The following is a 16,069-nucleotide window of genomic DNA, read 5'->3' as shown; positions in this document are numbered from 1 at the left end:
ACGATAAGTGCTATTTTCGAAACGATTGATGTCGGCTGGTTATCAGTGTCGGCGAAGCGCTCAAGCTACGAAGCGGCACTGGGACGCGGGCGTTCGGGTGTCCATGTTGCGCCCCCGGTTCAGGTGATCGTCGATTTCCGCCGCGCATCCGAGCATGCGGGGATAAAGGAAGATCGTGAATGCGGCGGTTTCCAGATCGGTCTCAGTCAATTCACCACGTTGCAGCGGCTGCCACAGCATCTTCAGCAGCAGCGCCGCGATCACGGCATCGACGTTTACGCAGTACACGTTGCGCGAGACACCTGCGTCGAACAACGCCTGCACCAGTTCGCGATAGAACGCATGGAACACGTTATATTCCCCACGCTTCCCGCACAGTTCCGCGATGAACACTTCGCGCGGATCGTAGTTGACCGGCCTGTCCTTGAAGACGGGATGGTTCACGCCCGGCAGCTTCGCGATATCGAGGCTGCCGGCATGCTTCTGTCGGGCCTTGTACTGCGCATAGCGCTCGACCGAGCGCTCGGCCAGCGAGCGCAGGTCCACGCCGTGCGCGGGGTCGGACGGATCGGCAAGCCCGCTGTCCCTGAACGCTTCGATCAGGAAGGCGATGCCTTCATAGCCATTGCCGCCGTGCGTATAGCCTGTATGGGTGAGAAAGCCGACCAGCGCCTTGTTGAGTTGCACGCGCTCGGGGCTTTCCGGGCCGTCAGCGGATACCGCGCCCTTTGCTCCTTGCGCCGAGATGGCGCCCGGACCGTTGGTGAGCAGCAGACCGACGAGCGTCTTGAAGGCGAACAGATCGTTGGGCCCCGGCGCGAGGTTGAGCAACGCGGCAAAACAGATTTCTGTCAGGCTGCGTTCGTTCAGCAGCGCTTGCGTGGTAAAGCCGCAAAAGCCGTCGGGACGGTGTCGCGAGGCGTCCGCCGATGCACCGATCAGCGTCCCGAACAACATGGTCCACCAGGGCAGGCTCTCGGCCGTGACGCGCGAGATGCGCTTGCGCATCAGCGGTCCCCACGCGAGCGTCATGGAGATCGCCGCCAGAACAGCGTCTGCCGTCGGGTGAGCGGGCTGAGACGTGAGCCAGCGCACGGGGACCGATCTGACTCGACGCTCGGCGAGTCCCGCGAGCATCGCTTCGGTGCGCAAATCGCGCGTGTCGGCAAAGAGCGGCTCGCAGCCGCTGACGTCGATCCGGGCGATGTCAAAGTTCTCGTCGAGCGCACTCGTAAGGCCGGCTGCCGAGAAGCGTTCGATCATCCATTTCGCGGCATCCCGCGCCGCGCGCTGACGATTCGGCCCGATGATCGAGGCCGCGGCGGCCAAGATGGCGTTGGGTGCATTGCCGGCTTCGCGTGCGGCTTGCGCTGCCGCGAGTTCCGGCGTTCCGTGCAGATTGACGGACGCAGCGATCGCCACATCGATGAGTTGTTCGTCATTCTCGCCGCCGAATTCGTGCAGCAGGGCAAGGCCGACGTTCGCTTCGAGCGAACGCGTCGCGGCCTCCAGCATCGACGCGCCGTGCAGGCTGCTCACCTGCGTCTTCGCGTCCATCTGCGACGCGCCCGATGCGTCCTTGAGCGCCTGGCGCGGAGCGATCACGCCGATCTGTCGATTGACCTGATGGACCTGCTCGTTATATGGCGCAACAGCTTCCACGACCGGAATCCCGAGGCCGTCCGGCAGCGCGATGCCCTGATCGGAGCCAAACCACGGCTTGAGTGCGAGACTGCCCTCCGACTCGAAATCGGGCATCGTCGCGTTGGCGCGCATCACGGCGCTCAGCGCGGCCGGGATGTGCGCGATGTTCGTCACCACGGCACCCTTCGTCGAGCAGCATGGATCATCCGGCGTGAAGAGGCGCTCGACGCCGAACTTCTGCATGAACCAGCGTTCCTTGGCTTGCGCATCGTCGTTGCCGCCGGCCATCGCGCCGGCGTGGCCGACTGCCCGCGTGAGGCGGCTCTTCCACCGTCCCACGACGCACGCGACGACTGGCTTCGTGAAGACCGCATCGGCCTCGTAGTAGCCACCCGGTTCGCAGTAAAGCACCGCAGCCTTGCTGCGCGCATCGTTGGCGAGTGCGAACGCGAATTCCGGCGCGGCATAGTGGATGTAGACGTCCTTGCCGCTCGAGATGACCGTCGACGTGCCCCAGCCACCCATGCGCAGGTATTGCGCAATCGTCGTGCTGAAGCCACCGGAGTTGGAGAAGATCGCGATTGAGCCCTTGCGCAACGAATCGTCAGGATTGTCGCCGCCGAGCGCTCCGCCGATCCTCACGCGATTCCACGAATCGGCGACGCCGAGGCCGTTCGCGCCGAAGATGTCGATGCCCGCCTGCTGGCCCATCGCGCGGATTTCGCGGGCGTCGTGGACCGCGATCTTCTCGGTGATGATGAAAATCTTCCGCAACTCGGGATTCACGCGGATCAGTTCAGCGACGCCGTCGCGGGCCGCGGACGGCGGCAGGTAAACGACGCCGCAGTTGAACCGGTGTCCCGCCTGCAGCCCCTCACGGACGTTGTTGTACACGGGGATATCGCCGGCCGGCGTCGCGAGCACTTGCCCGCCCTTGCCCGGCGCCGTGCCGAATACGACGTTACCGCCCGAGAATGCGTGACTCACGGGCGTCACGTCCGACGATTCACCGCCCAGGATGTTGAGCACGCACACGCGATCCTCGCGCGTGGCGATCTGTGCGAGTGAGTTGACGCCAACGAAATACTTGAACGTATTGCTGCCTTGCTTGTACATGTCGATCTCCTCAGGCACGAGCCATTTCGGTTTGCCTCGGTGACGCGCCAATCCTTGCTGCGATCTCGGTGCGGCCGCCGGCGCGCATCCAGGCGTCCGCCCGGCGTGCGTACTGGATCACTTCGCTGATGTCAGAGTCGAAGCCGAACAGCCGATAAGGCAGGCCCAGCGAGTCGCATGTGTCCCTCAGCGCCGACATGCCCCGCACGAGGTTCGGACCTCCACGGCCCAGCACGACATAGAGCGGCGTCGGTCCGTGCTCGCTGAAGTGCTCGCGCAGGGCGTCGGCCATGGCGCGCAGCGTCTCGTAGATGTCCGTGTTATTGGACTTGCCGCCAATGATGAAGAGCACGTTCGCCTGTTCGAGCCAGTGCCTGAAACAGATGCGCGCCACTTCCTTCATCTTCGCGTAAGGCGGATTGCCGCCGAAATCCGACGAGATGATCGCGGCGTCGCCGAGCATTTCGGTGACGAGCGAGTTGGCGCCGCCGCCGAAGGTCGGGGCGAGGATCGTCCCCTTCTCGTTGATCACATACACGTCGCTCTGGCCCTGATGGGTGCGAAGCTGGTTGATCTCCTGCTCAAAATCCGAGTAATCGGCGGCGAACAGATGGGGCGGCAGGCCAAGACGCGCCCAGCGCGGATCGTCGCGATCGAAGCCGCGCACTTGAAGTCGCACGCAACCGGCGTAAGGCGACCGTGCCTGTCCTCGCGCATGCGGATCGGGTTCAACTCAAGCGTCGTCATGCCGAAGTCGTGAAAGAGTTCCCAGAGTTTCGGCAACTGCTGCACGAGCGGCGAAATGATCTCCTTCGGCGCGCCGATCTCGCTCAGTGCATTCGCTACGACGAACGCCTTCAACCCGGTCAGCGCATCGAACGGCACCATCGCCACCTGCTTCGGGTCGACTTCCTCGATGTCCATGCCGCCCACGTGCGAAAGCGTCATGGTCGGCGCACGAAAACGCGTGGAGTCGGTGATCGAGAAGTAGACCTCATGCTGGGCCGGAACGCCGGCTTCGAAGGTGACGCCATTCGCCTTCGCCTTGATGTGGCCGACGGTATGCTCGGCGAAGTAGAGCCGCTCCTTTTCGATCAACGCCGTCTTGAGATCGGTCGCGCGGCCAAGCAAACCTGCCTTGCCTTTCTTGCCGACCCCGCCCTTGAAGACGGGTTTGATGAATATCTGGCGATGACGATCGATCAAAGTCTTGATCTCCTCCTCGCTGGCGCTCGGGCCGAGGATCTCACTCGCCGGGAATCCGACGAATTGCAACAGGCGCGCGCCGTGCAACATACCGGTGATTTGCATGAAGTTGTCTCCTGAAGGGCATAGCGATATAAAAGAAACGGGTGTTCGGATTGGTCGTTAGGCGAAAGCGCCAGGCGTGACAAGCGGCCGTGACGCCGATGGCGGCCGGAATGCGTGGCTGATGTGGGTTGAGTTGTCCGGTGCTCGAACCGGCTGGGGCTCGAGACTACCCGGCCCAAAGGGCGATCGTGCCGCTCCAGGTGCGCCTTGCGTTGTACATAGCCTTGTCTCCGATGCGTTTTACTTTCGTTCCAATCTCGCTGGAATCTTGAGTACAGATACTCACGCAAATGGAGTTACGCGATAAGTGCATTTTTTCGAAGCATTGATGTTTGGACGTTATCAATGCAGCTGGAGGAAACGTGGCACACCGCCACGTTCCTCTGCGCTGCGTGTCCGGGCGGACGGGTCAGCGGTCCAATCTGTGATGTGACTTCAGTTGATGGTCCGTCATGGACGAATGAAGCGACATTCGACATATGCAAGAGACCGTCCGGTCAGGGTCGCTATGTAAGCCTCCGCATAGCGACCCACAGGCGCTATTGGCGATTGCTGTCAACCCACCGCTTAGAGGCGCACCAGTTTTTTCGCCAGGACGGACTTCAAGCGCTGCTGTAAAAAATCCGGATCCACCGCGATCAGATAGTTCCCTTGTCCGAAAATTCGACGCACATACGAGTCGGCCTGCGTGTCCAAAGCGACGCAGAAGCAGCGGATTCCAGCCCGCCTCGCATGCTGCACCGCGACCCGGGCGTCTTCGACCAGATAGGCATCGCGTGTCACGTCGATGTCCGCGGGTGCGCCATCCGTCACCATCAGAATGGCGCGGATGCCCTCCGACTGGTCGTCGATTAGCGCGGTCGCATGGCGCACTGCCGCGCCGAAGCGGGTTGACCAGGCGGCCGCAGCGCTGGCCAGGCGTTGGCGTGAAACCTCGCAAAACGGCATGTCGAAATCCAGATAGCGTTCATAGTGGACGTGTTTTCGTGTGTTGGAGGCAAAGCCGTGAACGGCAGCCCGGTGGCCGCCTTGCCAAACCGCACCTGCATGCCCGGTCAACCCGGGGCATGGCATGCACCCGACTCCCAGGTTCCTGCCCTTGACCCGCGACCGTAGCCGATAGCGAGCAGGCATCAAGGGGCGAGGGACCGTGTTACCCGCACCCCTCCCTCGCCTCTTTCCTTGACGCCTGCCCGCTATCGGCTCCTCAAGTCGCACGGGCGGGAACCCGGGAGCCTGGCGGCAGCAAAGCCAACCCCGAGTTCCACCGGAACGTGCCCAGCCGCGACTGCAAGGCACATCCCCTCGCCCGGTTCAGGTCCCCAACCTTGACTGTGGAGATTGCCATGCAACTCGCTTCTTCCTTCCATTACGGCGCCCCAATGCTGCGCGCCGATTCCCCTCTGTCGGACGACCAGATCCGCCGCGTTGCCCCTTCCATCTTCGCGCACGGCAAGCACGAAAGCCGTTCCGAACGCTACACCTACATTCCCACCATCGACGTGCTACGCGGCCTGCGCAACGAAGGCTTTCAGCCGTTCATGATCTGCCAGACCCGCGTGCGCGACGAGGGCAAGCGCGAATTCACCAAACACATGCTCCGGCTTCGGCATGCTGACCAGATCACCGGCGAGGAAGCCGACGAAATCGTGCTGCTGAACTCGCACGATGGCACCAGCAGCTACCAGATGCTGGCGGGCACATTCCGGTTTGTCTGCCAGAACGGCATGGTCGCGGGCGAGAACATCGCCGATATCCGCGTACCACACAAAGGCAACGTCATCCAGAACGTGATCAATGGCGCATTCGACGTGTGCCAGTCACGCCCGTTGCGCGCGAGCCGGGACGCTTCGATACAGAATACTGCGCCCACCGCGCCGCTACAAAGGGCGGCCAGCAAGCGCTCGAAGCCGGGCCGATGGATACCCGAGCCCGAGCGGCCCAGGTCGTCATCGATGACCGTCACCTCAGGCCAGCCAAGCACGCGGGCACGATCGGCGAGTCCATACTGACGTAACTGGCTCTCACGATTATGCTGCACCTGGTCCAGCGTCGACTGACGAACGTAGACATAGGCGAGGCGCGAGAGATGCTCAGCGCGGATCTTGTTCATCGCGCACCTCCATCTCGATTGCATCGATCACCGACTGCATCAACAGTGTCAACTGCGCCACTACGTCCGCTAACACCTCTGCGGGCAGAGGTCCTTCCTCGCTGCTCCCCTCGAACAGATCGTGCTGCATCATCACCTGTTTGCGCATCACCGTATCCCCTGTGCGTTGACAACACTGAAGAAGATAAAGCGGCGCTGACCAGGCGTTGAAGTTCGATCAACGCCCCATGCGGTAATTCCGGCTGCACAACGATAGACATGCGAGCTGCTGCTTCGCCGGTCATCCACGGCGGAAGATGAGCGCGAGTGCCATCGGGTTGCATGATGATCAGGTACGACTCGCCTCGATAGCGATTCATTCCAATGACATTAACGCGCTCGCCGAAGCGCGGGTGAAACGGATAGCGGACAACGACATCGTCGCAATGATGATGGGCAGTGTGTTGCAGGTTCGCCGGGTGCCGGGAAGAGCCATTTAGGCTGTGGCATCGGCCATGCGTTGATCGACGCCGGATACCGGGTGCTGTTCACACGCACCGGCGAAATCGTGCAGAAGCTGCAGGCGGCCCGCCAGAGCCTGCAATTGCCATCGATGCTTGCCAAGCTCGATCACTTCGACCTGATCATCCTCGACGACCTGTCATACGTGCGCAAGGATCAAGCGGAAACGAGCGTGCTGTTCGAACTCATTGCCGAACGATATGAGCGGCGCAGTCTGCTGATCACGGCCAATCAGCCGTTCTCCGGCTGGAGCGACGTGTTCCCCGATCCGTCGATGACGGTGGTCGCCATCGATCGCCTGGTCCATCACTCGACGATCTTCGAGCTGAACGTCGAAAGCTACCGGCGTCGCAGCGCCGACGACAACAAGCGCGCGCGCGCATTGACTCATCGGAATTGCAACTCGCGCTGACCTGTTGCCTCACGTAGTTTGCTACCCGTCGGATTGTCCGGCGGGAGCGGCACGAGGTGACGAGGCAAATCAGCATGACGACACGCAAGGAGTTGGTGGCAGCATTGCAATTGCGGTATGGCAGCGCGACGTTCGGTGACCGGATCAGGATTCTCGATGAGTTCGTGGCTCTGACCGGGTATCACCGCAAGCACGCCATTCGGCTGCTACGGGAAGAACCCGGCGCGGCAAAGGGGACACGCGAGCGCAACCGGCTATACGACGAAGCGGTACGCCAGGCGCTGACGGTGCTCTGGGAAGCAGCCGACAGGGTTTGCGGCAAGCGACTGAAGGCGTTGATCCCGAAGCTGGTTGATGCCATGGAGCGGCATGGTCATCTCGACCTGGATCCGGTCGTCAAGGCCAAACTCCTTCAGGTCAGCGCGGCGACCATCGATCGCATGCTGGCCAATGCGCGTGCGCACATTGATGGGCAGCGCAAACGGCGCACGGGGGTGGGCTCGGCCATCCGGCGCAGCATTCCAGTGCGTACCTTCGCCGACTGGCGCGATCCACCACCGGGCTTCTTCGAGATCGACATGGTCGAACACTGCGGCGGTTCGAAGATAGACGGTGAGTTCGTCCACACCCTCACGCTGACTGATATCGCCAGCGGCTGGACAGAATGTGTGGCCATGCGGGTACGCAACCAGATGTTGGTGATTGAAGGATTTGAGAAAGCGGCTGCCGATCTGCCATTCGCGATGCTTGGAGTGGACTCGGATAATGACAGTGCGTTCATGAACCAAAGCGTCCTCGACTACTGCAAGGGCCGCGGTCTTGTGCAGACGCGCTCGAGGGCCTACAAGAAGAACGATCAGGCCTGGGTGGAGCAGAAGAACGGCGCCGTCGTGCGGCGGCTGGTCGGTTATGGCCGGCTGAGCGGTGTCGATGCCAGGAACGCGCTGGCGCAGCTGTACGCGTCATCACGGCTATACATTAACTTCTTCCAGCCTTCGTTCAAGCTGAAGTCCAAGACGCGTGACGGTGCGCGCGTACACAAGGTCTATCTAGCGCCGGCGACGCCGTGCGATCGGCTTCTGGCACACGACAGCGTTGAACCCGCTATCAAGGAAAAGCTGAAGGCACAGTTCAAAGGCCTTGATCCTGTGCGGCTGCTGCAGGAGATGCGAACGGCACAGCAAACATTGAGCGAGTTCGCGGCCCACGGCGTGCGTGCTGAAGCCGCGCCGGCGGGCGACTCAGACGTCGCCGTCTTCCTCGCAGGCCTTTCTTCCGCATGGAAGGAAGGTGAGGCACGTCCAACGCACCGAAAACAACCCAAGGCAAAGCACTGGTGGAGAAGTCGGGTGGATCCGTTCGCCGACGCGTGGCCGCTAATCGAAGGATGGCTGATTGCAGAGCCCTCGGTGCCGGCCAACGTATTGATGGATCGGTTGGCCGCGATGTTTCCAGAAGCGTACGCAAGTCAGGCACAACTAAGAACGCTACAGCGTCGGGTCAAGGCGTGGCGCGCAGAGCGCGTAAAAGAACTTATTCTGGGCGGCCTGCGAAAGTCCGCTGATGCGCCAGCCGAAGTGTAAGTTGCGCAAAAGTTGAAAGTCGCCGGGGGCCGCGCGCTCCGCGCCCGGCAAACCACGAAAGAAGAAAAAAAAGAAAGCGAAAACGACAACAATCCGCCGAGTAACATTCCTTCGTGAGGCAACACGGGCGGCCATCGTAATTGACAATCTACATCCTCGCGTTCGGCAAGCGTCAGCGCCAGCCTGGATCGCTGGCGGGGTGCAGGCTGGATTCCTCCAGTTTGCGCCAGAATTCCCTGTACTGACGAGTGATTGCGGTCAAATAGCCGGGCGATGTGCTGCAACGACTCGCCTTTGCGCCAGCGTTCCCACATCAATGCCTTCTGGCTTTCGCCGTAATAGATCCGGCGCCTCTGTTTCATTTGCAACACTCCCGCCGCTCATGCGAGGTTCATTGTGTTGCATCGACCGGTTGAATCCGCCACGCCCAAACGGCCATTCGATCGTTCATATTGACTGGCTGGTAGTTGTCCGTGTCTCTAATTGGCTTGTCCAACTTGATGGCGATTCTCGTAGGCAGGCTCGCCGTTGCTGCACCAAACCTCGTCACTGGCACGCGTTGTCGTGTCTCGACAGGAGAGCAAGTCGATTAACGGCGGCGGTTGCTCTATGCGACCCACGGCGTGGCCAGTCGACGTGGGCGTGTGTTCGCTAACCGCTGCTAACTGTCCTTTAACAAGCCAACGGTTGTGAACGGCCTCGATTTCCCCGCAGACATCGTTTGAATGGCGCGACGGTGTCCTGCCATAAAGGTATCGGACCACCAGCGTCGTTGGCTGAGAATGCGCACGCAGGTTCAGAAACCCAAGATGACGTCATCACTTGAGGCTATCAAGGTCCAATGCGTCGGCGATCGCCTGCATGCCAGCGTCGTTCGGATGCAGGTTGTCACCACTGTTAAAAGCCGGCAGGAAGGAGGCTGGGTCAGCGGGATTGCTCACGGCGCGAGCCTGGTCCAGCACGGCATCGCAGCCGCTCGACGGGCTCAGCACAAACGCGTTGATCGCTTCCCGTGTAGCTTCGATCGCGGGTGTCCAGAACGGCGTGCCGCGAAACGGCGTCAGCGTAGAGCAGATAACCTTGACGTCGACCACATGCGCGCGGGCGATCAACTGTTGAAACGCGGCGATCAGATCCTGCGCGCTGGCTGGTGCCTCGGTGTTGAGGTTGTTGACGGCATCGTCGGAGACGATAGTCCACTTCACTCCCGTCTGGGCCAACGCGTCGCGATTGAAGCGATTGAGGCCCGCTTCGCCCCAGCCATCGGTGAAAAAGTTATTGCCACTGATTCCCTCGTTCAGTACACCGACCGCCATGCCGGCGTCGAACAGGCGCACGGCAAGATCGTTCGGCCAGCGGCGATTAGCGTTGCTGCTGGATGCAGACCCGTCAGTGATCGACGCGCCGAGTGCCACCACCGCGCCCGTTGCCTTGGCGTTTTGGACATCGACGTTCGTCAAAAAATAGTATGCCTGACCGGCAGGGTTAGGGGTGAAGCCGGCGAAGCTCGGATCGGCACCGACGTTGCCCGGCGCGACGTAGACGTCCTGCAGCGAGCCGTCGTGGCCAGTCGAATGCGGTGGCGTTCCGCCGGGCAGATACAGGCTGACGGCAATATCCGCGAGTGACGGCACGTCGAAGGGAACAGGGTCGCTTGCGATTGACGCACCTGCGGGCAGTGTCACGCTTTGTTGGCCTCCGAACGTCACCGTTCTCGTGCTGCTGGCGACCGTAGTGGGACCGCTGTCACGCAGGGCAACATAAACGTTGCCGATCACGACTGCCTCGCTCCCGTAAAGGTTCGACAACTGCACACGCACGGCAGAACCGCCAATGCTGGTGTGCACGATCTGGCGCACAGTCTCGTTGTTAAACCCCGGTGCACTAGTGACCCATGGTGCGACAGCCCAGGTACCGATCCACGCGATCGATGCCGTGCCATTAGACATTCCTCCGGAACTACTCCCCGATGTTCCGCCAGAACCACTCGCCGATGTTCCGCCGGAGCCAGTTCCCCCACTCGCGCCGGCCCCGCCCGCGCCGCCACCACCACAGGAAAGACAGACCGCCGCCAAAAGCGCGATCAGCGCGAGTCGAGGCCACGCGCTAGTGCTATCGGCCAAACCTTGCAATCGGTCCATGAGTGCCTCTCAAAGCGGTCTGGGGGACCGCAAGAACGTCGACCTATGCTTGAACAACCGCTTCGACGAAACGTACACTTTTATACCCACGAGTCTCCTTGCGTCGGACAATCACGCCGATAAACACGCCAGCTACGATCAGCTTGCGGACGTCCATTGTCCGGGGCGGAGCCGACGTTCTAATGTCGGTTTGAGAGAAAGGTCGAACTATTGCATCGACGGGTTGAATCCGCGGAGTGGACCGGACGTTTGAGTGTCTGTCCGAATGCTCGAGCGTATGGCCGTTCGTGGCCGCGCGGCGACATCCGGGTCAGTCCTCGACCCCTCTATCTCAGCCGGGTTGAAGGTGCTGGCGCTCCGTTTGGAACCAATAGTCGACCAGGCGCTGTGCCGCTTGTAGATCATCCGGGTAATACGGATCATCAAACCACGGTGACGGGTCGTAGCCCGCTTACCTCAAGGCAGCGAGTTCACTTTGGTGCTGCGCCATCGAAGGGGGCGCGTTTGTCTTGAGCGCCGCCAGGTCGCGGCACTCTGTCGGAGTGAAGTGCGCCCCGGTATACGGCATGCCACCAGCGACACAGCCAGCGAGCAAAATCACCAGAGCGGGAAGTATTGACCGTGTTTCAGGCCAATTTTTCATAGTACGTCCCCTTCCCTGCGCCGCGCCGTGAACCAACTCGTAGTGCGCACCCTTGCCGCTGCGTGTGGGCGGAACATGCTCGCCTTCGACGCATGTCACTTCGAAGCCGGAGCCGGCGTCGCCTTCTCTCACCACCTTGTAGATGCCATACGTCTGAAGCTTCTCGCCCGCTTTGTGCCCTTCGACCCTATCACGCTCGTTCGGTTGATCCGCCGCAGGACCAGCAAGCATCGTTCCCCTCCCGCCTACCGCGGAGGTTGGTCAGCGAGGCGCGCCGCGAAAAGGATCGCGCGAGGTTCGCATCGGCGGAGTCTCGGTCCTCGAGAGTCGCTCTTTTCGACCCAACTGAGCCCCTCTGGAAGGCAAAGCCGCAAACACGAGCAGCGGCCCTAACAAAAAGATGCCTGCCACGGCCAGTACCGCACCCCAACTGTGATCCGGCGGGCCATTCATGCCAGTCTACCGGGTGACCAGTGAATTTTTGGGAGCCGGGCGGGAATATTTGAAGTACAGCGTTCGTTTAGCCTGCGGCGATTTCTCGCCAGTCAGACGAGGAGGAAAGTTATGTCTCAGATCTCGTGGGGTCTCAAAGCGGCGGCCATGATTGTCCTTGCCGCCGGTTTCACAATCGCGGATGCCGCCGCTGACGATGCCTATGTCGTCACACCGCTCGTGTCCAACGTCGCAGGCGCTGCCCCGAAGGTCGACGGGGTACTGCAGAACGCCTGGGGTATTGCCTTTAGTCCCGCAGGAAGTCCATTCTGGATCAACGACAATGCCACAGGCTGCTCCACGCTGTATGACGGCGAGGGGACAAAGGTGACGACGCTGCAGGTGTCCATCCCGCTGCCAGGCAACGTCATTCCGGCCGGCGCCTGTCATCCCGTCCTTCCCAAGAGTCCACCGAATCCCACGCCCGCGGCGCCAACCGGGATTGTATGGAATCCTTCGTCGGCGTTTCTCGTGCCAGGTACCAAGATCCCGGCCGTATTCATCTTCGCAACGGAAGACGGCACGATTTCCGCTTGGGCCGGTGGGTTGAATCCGGCGAACAACGCCGTGATCGCAGTCGATAACTCGTCCAATCCCTCCGCCGCCAGCGGGGCGGTCTACAAGGGGCTCGTCTTCGGAGTGAATGCGCAAGGAGGATTCCTGTTTGCGACGAACTTCCGCTCGGGTCGGATCGAGGTATTTGGGCCGAACGGTTCGGACGGCCTGTTCACGCCTGCGGCGACGGACGGTGGCTTCGCCGACCCGAACATCCCGGCTGGCTACGCCCCGTTTGGCATCGCGAACATCGAGGGGGACCTTTTCGTCACCTACGCGAAGCAGGACAAACAGAAGCACGACGACGATGCAGGCCGCGGTCACGGATTCGTCGACGTATTTGATACCGACGGCCACCTGCTGCGTCGCTTTGCGAGCCGAGGGCCGCTCGACTCGCCGTGGGGTATCGCGCGCGCATCGTTTGCGTTCGGCCGCTTCAGCGGCAAGATTCTCATTGGCAACTTCGGCGATGGTCGAATCAATGTCTTCGACAACGACGGCACATTCGTCGATCAGCTGGAAAATGAGTTCGGCAATCCACTGGCTATCGACGGCCTGTGGACTCTGACACTTGGTGGCGGCCGCAATTCGAGCCCGGACACGCTGTACTTCTCGGCAGGTCCTAACAAGGAGACAAATGGACTCTTCGGTATCATCGCCCCGGCAAGCGGCTCGAAGGCACGAGCGTCCGCTCAGAACGGGCAATAGCCGGCAGCGCGCTGCTCCCCGGGCAACTCGAGAAGCACGACGTCGCCGACCATCGACGATTTAGATTGCAGTTCGAGCCGAAGACTCACAAATCAGCCGGTCGCGGAACTCACCGGACGCGACCGGCGCTTCGCTCGACGCTGATGAATCGCCGGCCCTGCTCCGGGAGGCTTCACCTTGCGCACTGTCGTCGCCGTCTGAGCGAGCAATGCCACGATGATGCAGAGCTCATCTTCGCGGGATGGAACGGCCGGTTATTGGGTGGAGCCGTCCTCTGGGTGGCCGAGCAATGATGGGAGCGAATGGCGCTTCATGGCCGAACCCGGACCGATAGCTGAATTGAGAACCGCTTGACGGCCCGCAGCGGATGATCGTCGCAAGTCGACCCAGGATTGCGGTAGGGATGCCCATTACTTAGCACCCCCCGCACAGATCCCGGCGTGCCCAATTCGGGCACCGGGCTCCTACCTCGGGTGTTTGACGGCGAAGCGCCGGTCAGGCCACGGATGAAGGATTCGAGGGGGCGGAGGCCAGGCATTGGCGATTCGTCTCATTCGCTCCCACGTCATGGCGTCCTTCTGACTGCGCCGCCGGAGCGTGCGCCGCCATAGAGCGGTGACGTGATGTCGAAATGCACCGAGTGCCCGCGAGTTGGTAGGCACCGCGTGATACGCAAAGTATCCGCGAACTACCTGCCTGAGCCATTGCCCTTGCACTGGAATCGGTTCGTGCATGCGCGTCCGTAGCGCCTCCTTGATCTGCCTGAGTCTCGCCCGCATGCGATCCCCTCGGGTCTTCCGCTGCAACTGGAAAGCCCCGCGACGAGACCTGCCGCAGATAAAGATGAAACCCAGGAAGGTGAAGGTCTCCGGTCGGCCAGGACCCCGGCTCTGGCGGTTGACCGCTGCATAGCGGCCGACCTCCAGCAGCCTCGTCTTGTCCGGGTGAAGCACAAGCGAGAACTCCTCCAGCCTCAAACGCATCGCGTCCCAGAATCGCCGCGCGTCAGCTTCGTGCTCGAAACCGACAACGATGTCATCTGCGTATCGCAGAATGATGACGTTGCCTTTGGCTTCCCGCCGTCGCCATCGGTTGGCCCAGAGATCGAAGACGTAGTGCAGGTACACGTTCGCGAACAGCGGTGAAGCCACTGATCCCTGTGGTGTCCCTGTCTCACTGACGCTAAGCTCTCCGTCTTCCAGAACACCCGCCTTGCGCAGCAAGATCGACACCTATACCAACGTATCGCCGGCTGACCACATGGATTAAGCGACGATCCCAATGTAGGGATGGTTCAATCGTTCGCCTCGGTCTATCGTTCTTCCAAGCGGGAAAGTCTCATTCTGAAGAGCGACCCGGATCAGACAGCACGAGGTGAACGGTTCCATGGACAAGTTCATGAGCATGCGCATCTTCTCCGGAGTAGTCGAGGCGGGAAGCTTCAGCGTCGTTGCGGAGCATAGGAGTTGCAGCAAGGGGAACGTATCGCGTGCCGTCTTGTCACTCGAAGACCAGCTGCAGGCGCCGCTCCTGCAACGCACGACACGTCGGGTATCGCTGACGGAACCCGGCAAGCGCTACTACCAGAAGTGCAAGAGGATCCTGGCCGACCTCGACGATGCCGAAGCCGAAGCACGCGACGCCCACACCCGCGCGCGCGGAAAACTCCGCGTTCACTGCGTAACCGATCTCGGCCTCGGACAGTTGACGCACTCGATCATCGAATATCGCAGGCGTTTTCCTGCCGTTTCAGTGCATCTTAAGTTCCTGCCGCGTATGAGGGAAACGCTCGATAGCAGTTTCGGGAGCGTGCCCGCCAGTGAAGCGCTCAATCGCGTTGCGCAGGTTTGATTGGCTTCGGGCCTTTCTGATGTACGCGATACAACCTGAACCGTCAGACATTTATCGTTGTTGGTCAATTAAAAAGGCACTGTGTGACTTTCTTTCGCGCGTGATGGAGAACGCAAGATGTACACGATCAGACTACCTCGCATTCGGGCAAGCTATGTTGTTGCCGCGTGTATTGTGGCAATTTCCGCAATGTGTGCGTCTCAAACGCCCGGTCTGATGCAGGCCATTCTCGTCGTCGGTGCGAATGCGCAATTGCCGCTCGAACGCCTGGCCGCAGAGAGTCCAGAGAACGCCGAGCCCTCGCCTGTTGCTACCGTCGCCGACCGTTCCGAATGGAAGGGGCATGTCCCGAGGACGCAAGGCCGCCCCGCCACGCAAATGCCAGAAGAATACAACTCTCCCGTGCGCATTCGACGCGAGCGCCGCAGCATGGGACTGGCTACGAGCGAAGCGTGACCAGTTTCAAGTACTGGACGTAAACTCACCGCGCACTTCATTCGCCCGTTCTCATCGATACACAAGCGGTCGCGATCGGGCTGAATTTCTGAGGTGGAGACTCGCCCCGATGACGATCACGCACGAACAAGCCATGTCGATGAGCATCCCGTCCAAGCCGCTTACGAGGTTGCGCCGCCGCTTCAGCGGCCATGAAATCGCGCTGATGCTGCTGTTGCTGTTGCTGCACTCGCCGATGGATGTTTCCGCCAGACCAGAATTCCGGTTGCGGCAAGAGGCGGGCGCGTCGAGTAGGTCGGCTACCGCTCCACTCGGCGCTTTCAGCTAACACCGCAGGGATTTGTCGAGGCAGGTCGTGTGTATTGCCGTCGGACGATGGAGGTTGAACGATGAAAGGCGAAGCAACGTCGGGGGCAGGCGTGAACAGGCTGACGAAGGCCGTCCTGAAAGTCGTGACGACACTTTGTGGCAGCCTCAAGGCTGCGCCACCTGATCGAACTGCGGATGAGACCACGCAGTTGGACTCGTACGGTCCGAGCGTGG

Annotated in this window: 11 protein-coding genes and 7 pseudogenes; 8 read left to right on the top strand and 10 right to left on the bottom strand. The window is 61.2% G+C overall.

The window, feature by feature from the left end:
• Positions 1-60 precede the first annotated feature (60 nt).
• From OKW41_RS28595 to OKW41_RS28585, 3 genes and pseudogenes are all read right to left on the bottom strand, one after another.
• Positions 61-2,760: a CoA-binding protein gene (locus tag OKW41_RS28595; RefSeq protein ID WP_429449220.1), complete on the bottom strand. Its 2,700-nt coding sequence runs from the start codon at positions 2,758-2,760 to the stop codon at positions 61-63.
• A 10-nt stretch (positions 2,761-2,770) separates the two neighbouring features.
• Positions 2,771-4,071: pseudogene (locus OKW41_RS28590) on the bottom strand (ATP citrate lyase citrate-binding domain-containing protein).
• 567 nt (positions 4,072-4,638) lie between these two features.
• Positions 4,639-5,130, bottom strand: coding sequence for a VWA domain-containing protein (locus OKW41_RS28585; protein ID WP_429574702.1), 492 nt, complete (start codon positions 5,128-5,130; stop codon positions 4,639-4,641).
• A gap of 287 nt (positions 5,131-5,417) precedes the next feature.
• Between OKW41_RS28585 and OKW41_RS28580 the strand changes: the two are divergent.
• A pseudogene (locus OKW41_RS28580) lies at positions 5,418-5,885 on the top strand (DUF932 domain-containing protein); the annotation flags it as partial.
• Positions 5,886-5,941: 56 nt separating this feature from the next.
• On the opposite strand, the pseudogene OKW41_RS28575 reads toward OKW41_RS28580, so the two are convergent.
• A pseudogene (locus OKW41_RS28575) lies at positions 5,942-6,184 on the bottom strand (recombinase family protein); the annotation flags it as partial.
• On the bottom strand, positions 6,165-6,332 hold the full coding sequence (locus tag OKW41_RS28570) for a hypothetical protein (protein ID WP_429449214.1): 168 nt from the start codon (positions 6,330-6,332) through the stop codon (positions 6,165-6,167). The gene OKW41_RS28570 and the pseudogene OKW41_RS28575, both read right to left, overlap by 20 nt.
• Before the next feature lie 148 nt (positions 6,333-6,480).
• Between OKW41_RS28570 and OKW41_RS28565 the strand changes: the two genes are divergently transcribed.
• From OKW41_RS28565 to OKW41_RS28555, 3 genes and pseudogenes are all read left to right on the top strand, one after another.
• Entirely contained in the window at positions 6,481-6,663 is a 183-nt protein-coding gene (locus OKW41_RS28565; RefSeq protein ID WP_429574701.1) for a hypothetical protein, read from the top strand.
• A pseudogene (locus OKW41_RS28560) lies at positions 6,633-7,097 on the top strand (ATP-binding protein); the annotation flags it as partial. The gene OKW41_RS28565 and the pseudogene OKW41_RS28560, both read left to right, overlap by 31 nt.
• 74 nt (positions 7,098-7,171) lie before the next feature.
• Positions 7,172-8,680, top strand: coding sequence for an integrase catalytic domain-containing protein (locus OKW41_RS28555; RefSeq protein ID WP_429447466.1), 1,509 nt, complete (start codon positions 7,172-7,174; stop codon positions 8,678-8,680).
• Between the two features lie 149 nt (positions 8,681-8,829).
• Here the strand turns inward: OKW41_RS28555 and OKW41_RS28550 are convergent.
• From OKW41_RS28550 to OKW41_RS28535, 4 genes and pseudogenes are all read right to left on the bottom strand, one after another.
• Positions 8,830-9,042 (bottom strand): annotated as a pseudogene (locus tag OKW41_RS28550) (IS30 family transposase); the annotation flags it as partial.
• A gap of 456 nt (positions 9,043-9,498) precedes the next feature.
• Positions 9,499-10,539 (bottom strand): GDSL-type esterase/lipase family protein, encoded by a 1,041-nt coding sequence (locus OKW41_RS28545; RefSeq protein ID WP_429574700.1) that lies wholly within the window; start codon positions 10,537-10,539, stop codon positions 9,499-9,501.
• A gap of 613 nt (positions 10,540-11,152) precedes the next feature.
• Positions 11,153-11,464: pseudogene (locus OKW41_RS28540) on the bottom strand (DUF4148 domain-containing protein).
• A gap of 21 nt (positions 11,465-11,485) precedes the next feature.
• Positions 11,486-11,695 (bottom strand): annotated as a pseudogene (locus tag OKW41_RS28535) (hypothetical protein); the annotation flags it as partial.
• Between the two features lie 333 nt (positions 11,696-12,028).
• On the opposite strand from OKW41_RS28535, the gene OKW41_RS28530 reads away from it, so the two are divergent.
• On the top strand, positions 12,029-13,219 hold the full coding sequence (locus OKW41_RS28530) for a TIGR03118 family protein (protein WP_429574699.1): 1,191 nt from the start codon (positions 12,029-12,031) through the stop codon (positions 13,217-13,219).
• Between the two features lie 464 nt (positions 13,220-13,683).
• Here the strand turns inward: OKW41_RS28530 and OKW41_RS28525 are convergent, their stop codons facing one another.
• The gene (locus OKW41_RS28525; protein ID WP_429574698.1) at positions 13,684-14,442 is read right to left on the bottom strand and encodes a reverse transcriptase domain-containing protein; all 759 of its coding nucleotides are present in this window, start codon (positions 14,440-14,442) and stop codon (positions 13,684-13,686) included.
• A 163-nt stretch (positions 14,443-14,605) separates the two neighbouring features.
• Here OKW41_RS28525 and OKW41_RS28520 point away from each other — a divergent pair, with 163 nt between their 5' ends.
• The 3 genes from OKW41_RS28520 (at position 14,606) to OKW41_RS28510 (ending at position 15,854) form a co-directional block, all read left to right on the top strand.
• On the top strand, positions 14,606-15,070 hold the full coding sequence (locus tag OKW41_RS28520) for a LysR family transcriptional regulator (RefSeq protein WP_429574697.1): 465 nt from the start codon (positions 14,606-14,608) through the stop codon (positions 15,068-15,070).
• 117 nt (positions 15,071-15,187) lie between these two features.
• Positions 15,188-15,526, top strand: coding sequence for a hypothetical protein (locus OKW41_RS28515; protein WP_429574696.1), 339 nt, complete (start codon positions 15,188-15,190; stop codon positions 15,524-15,526).
• Between the two features lie 109 nt (positions 15,527-15,635).
• On the top strand, positions 15,636-15,854 hold the full coding sequence (locus OKW41_RS28510) for a hypothetical protein (RefSeq protein ID WP_429449199.1): 219 nt from the start codon (positions 15,636-15,638) through the stop codon (positions 15,852-15,854).
• Positions 15,855-16,069: the final 215 nt, after the last annotated feature.

The sequence above is a fragment of the Paraburkholderia sp. UCT70 genome, from assembly GCF_050434085.1.
Lineage (GTDB): Bacteria > Pseudomonadota > Gammaproteobacteria > Burkholderiales > Burkholderiaceae > Paraburkholderia > Paraburkholderia tuberum.
This window is presented reverse-complemented; position numbering and strand designations above follow the sequence as displayed.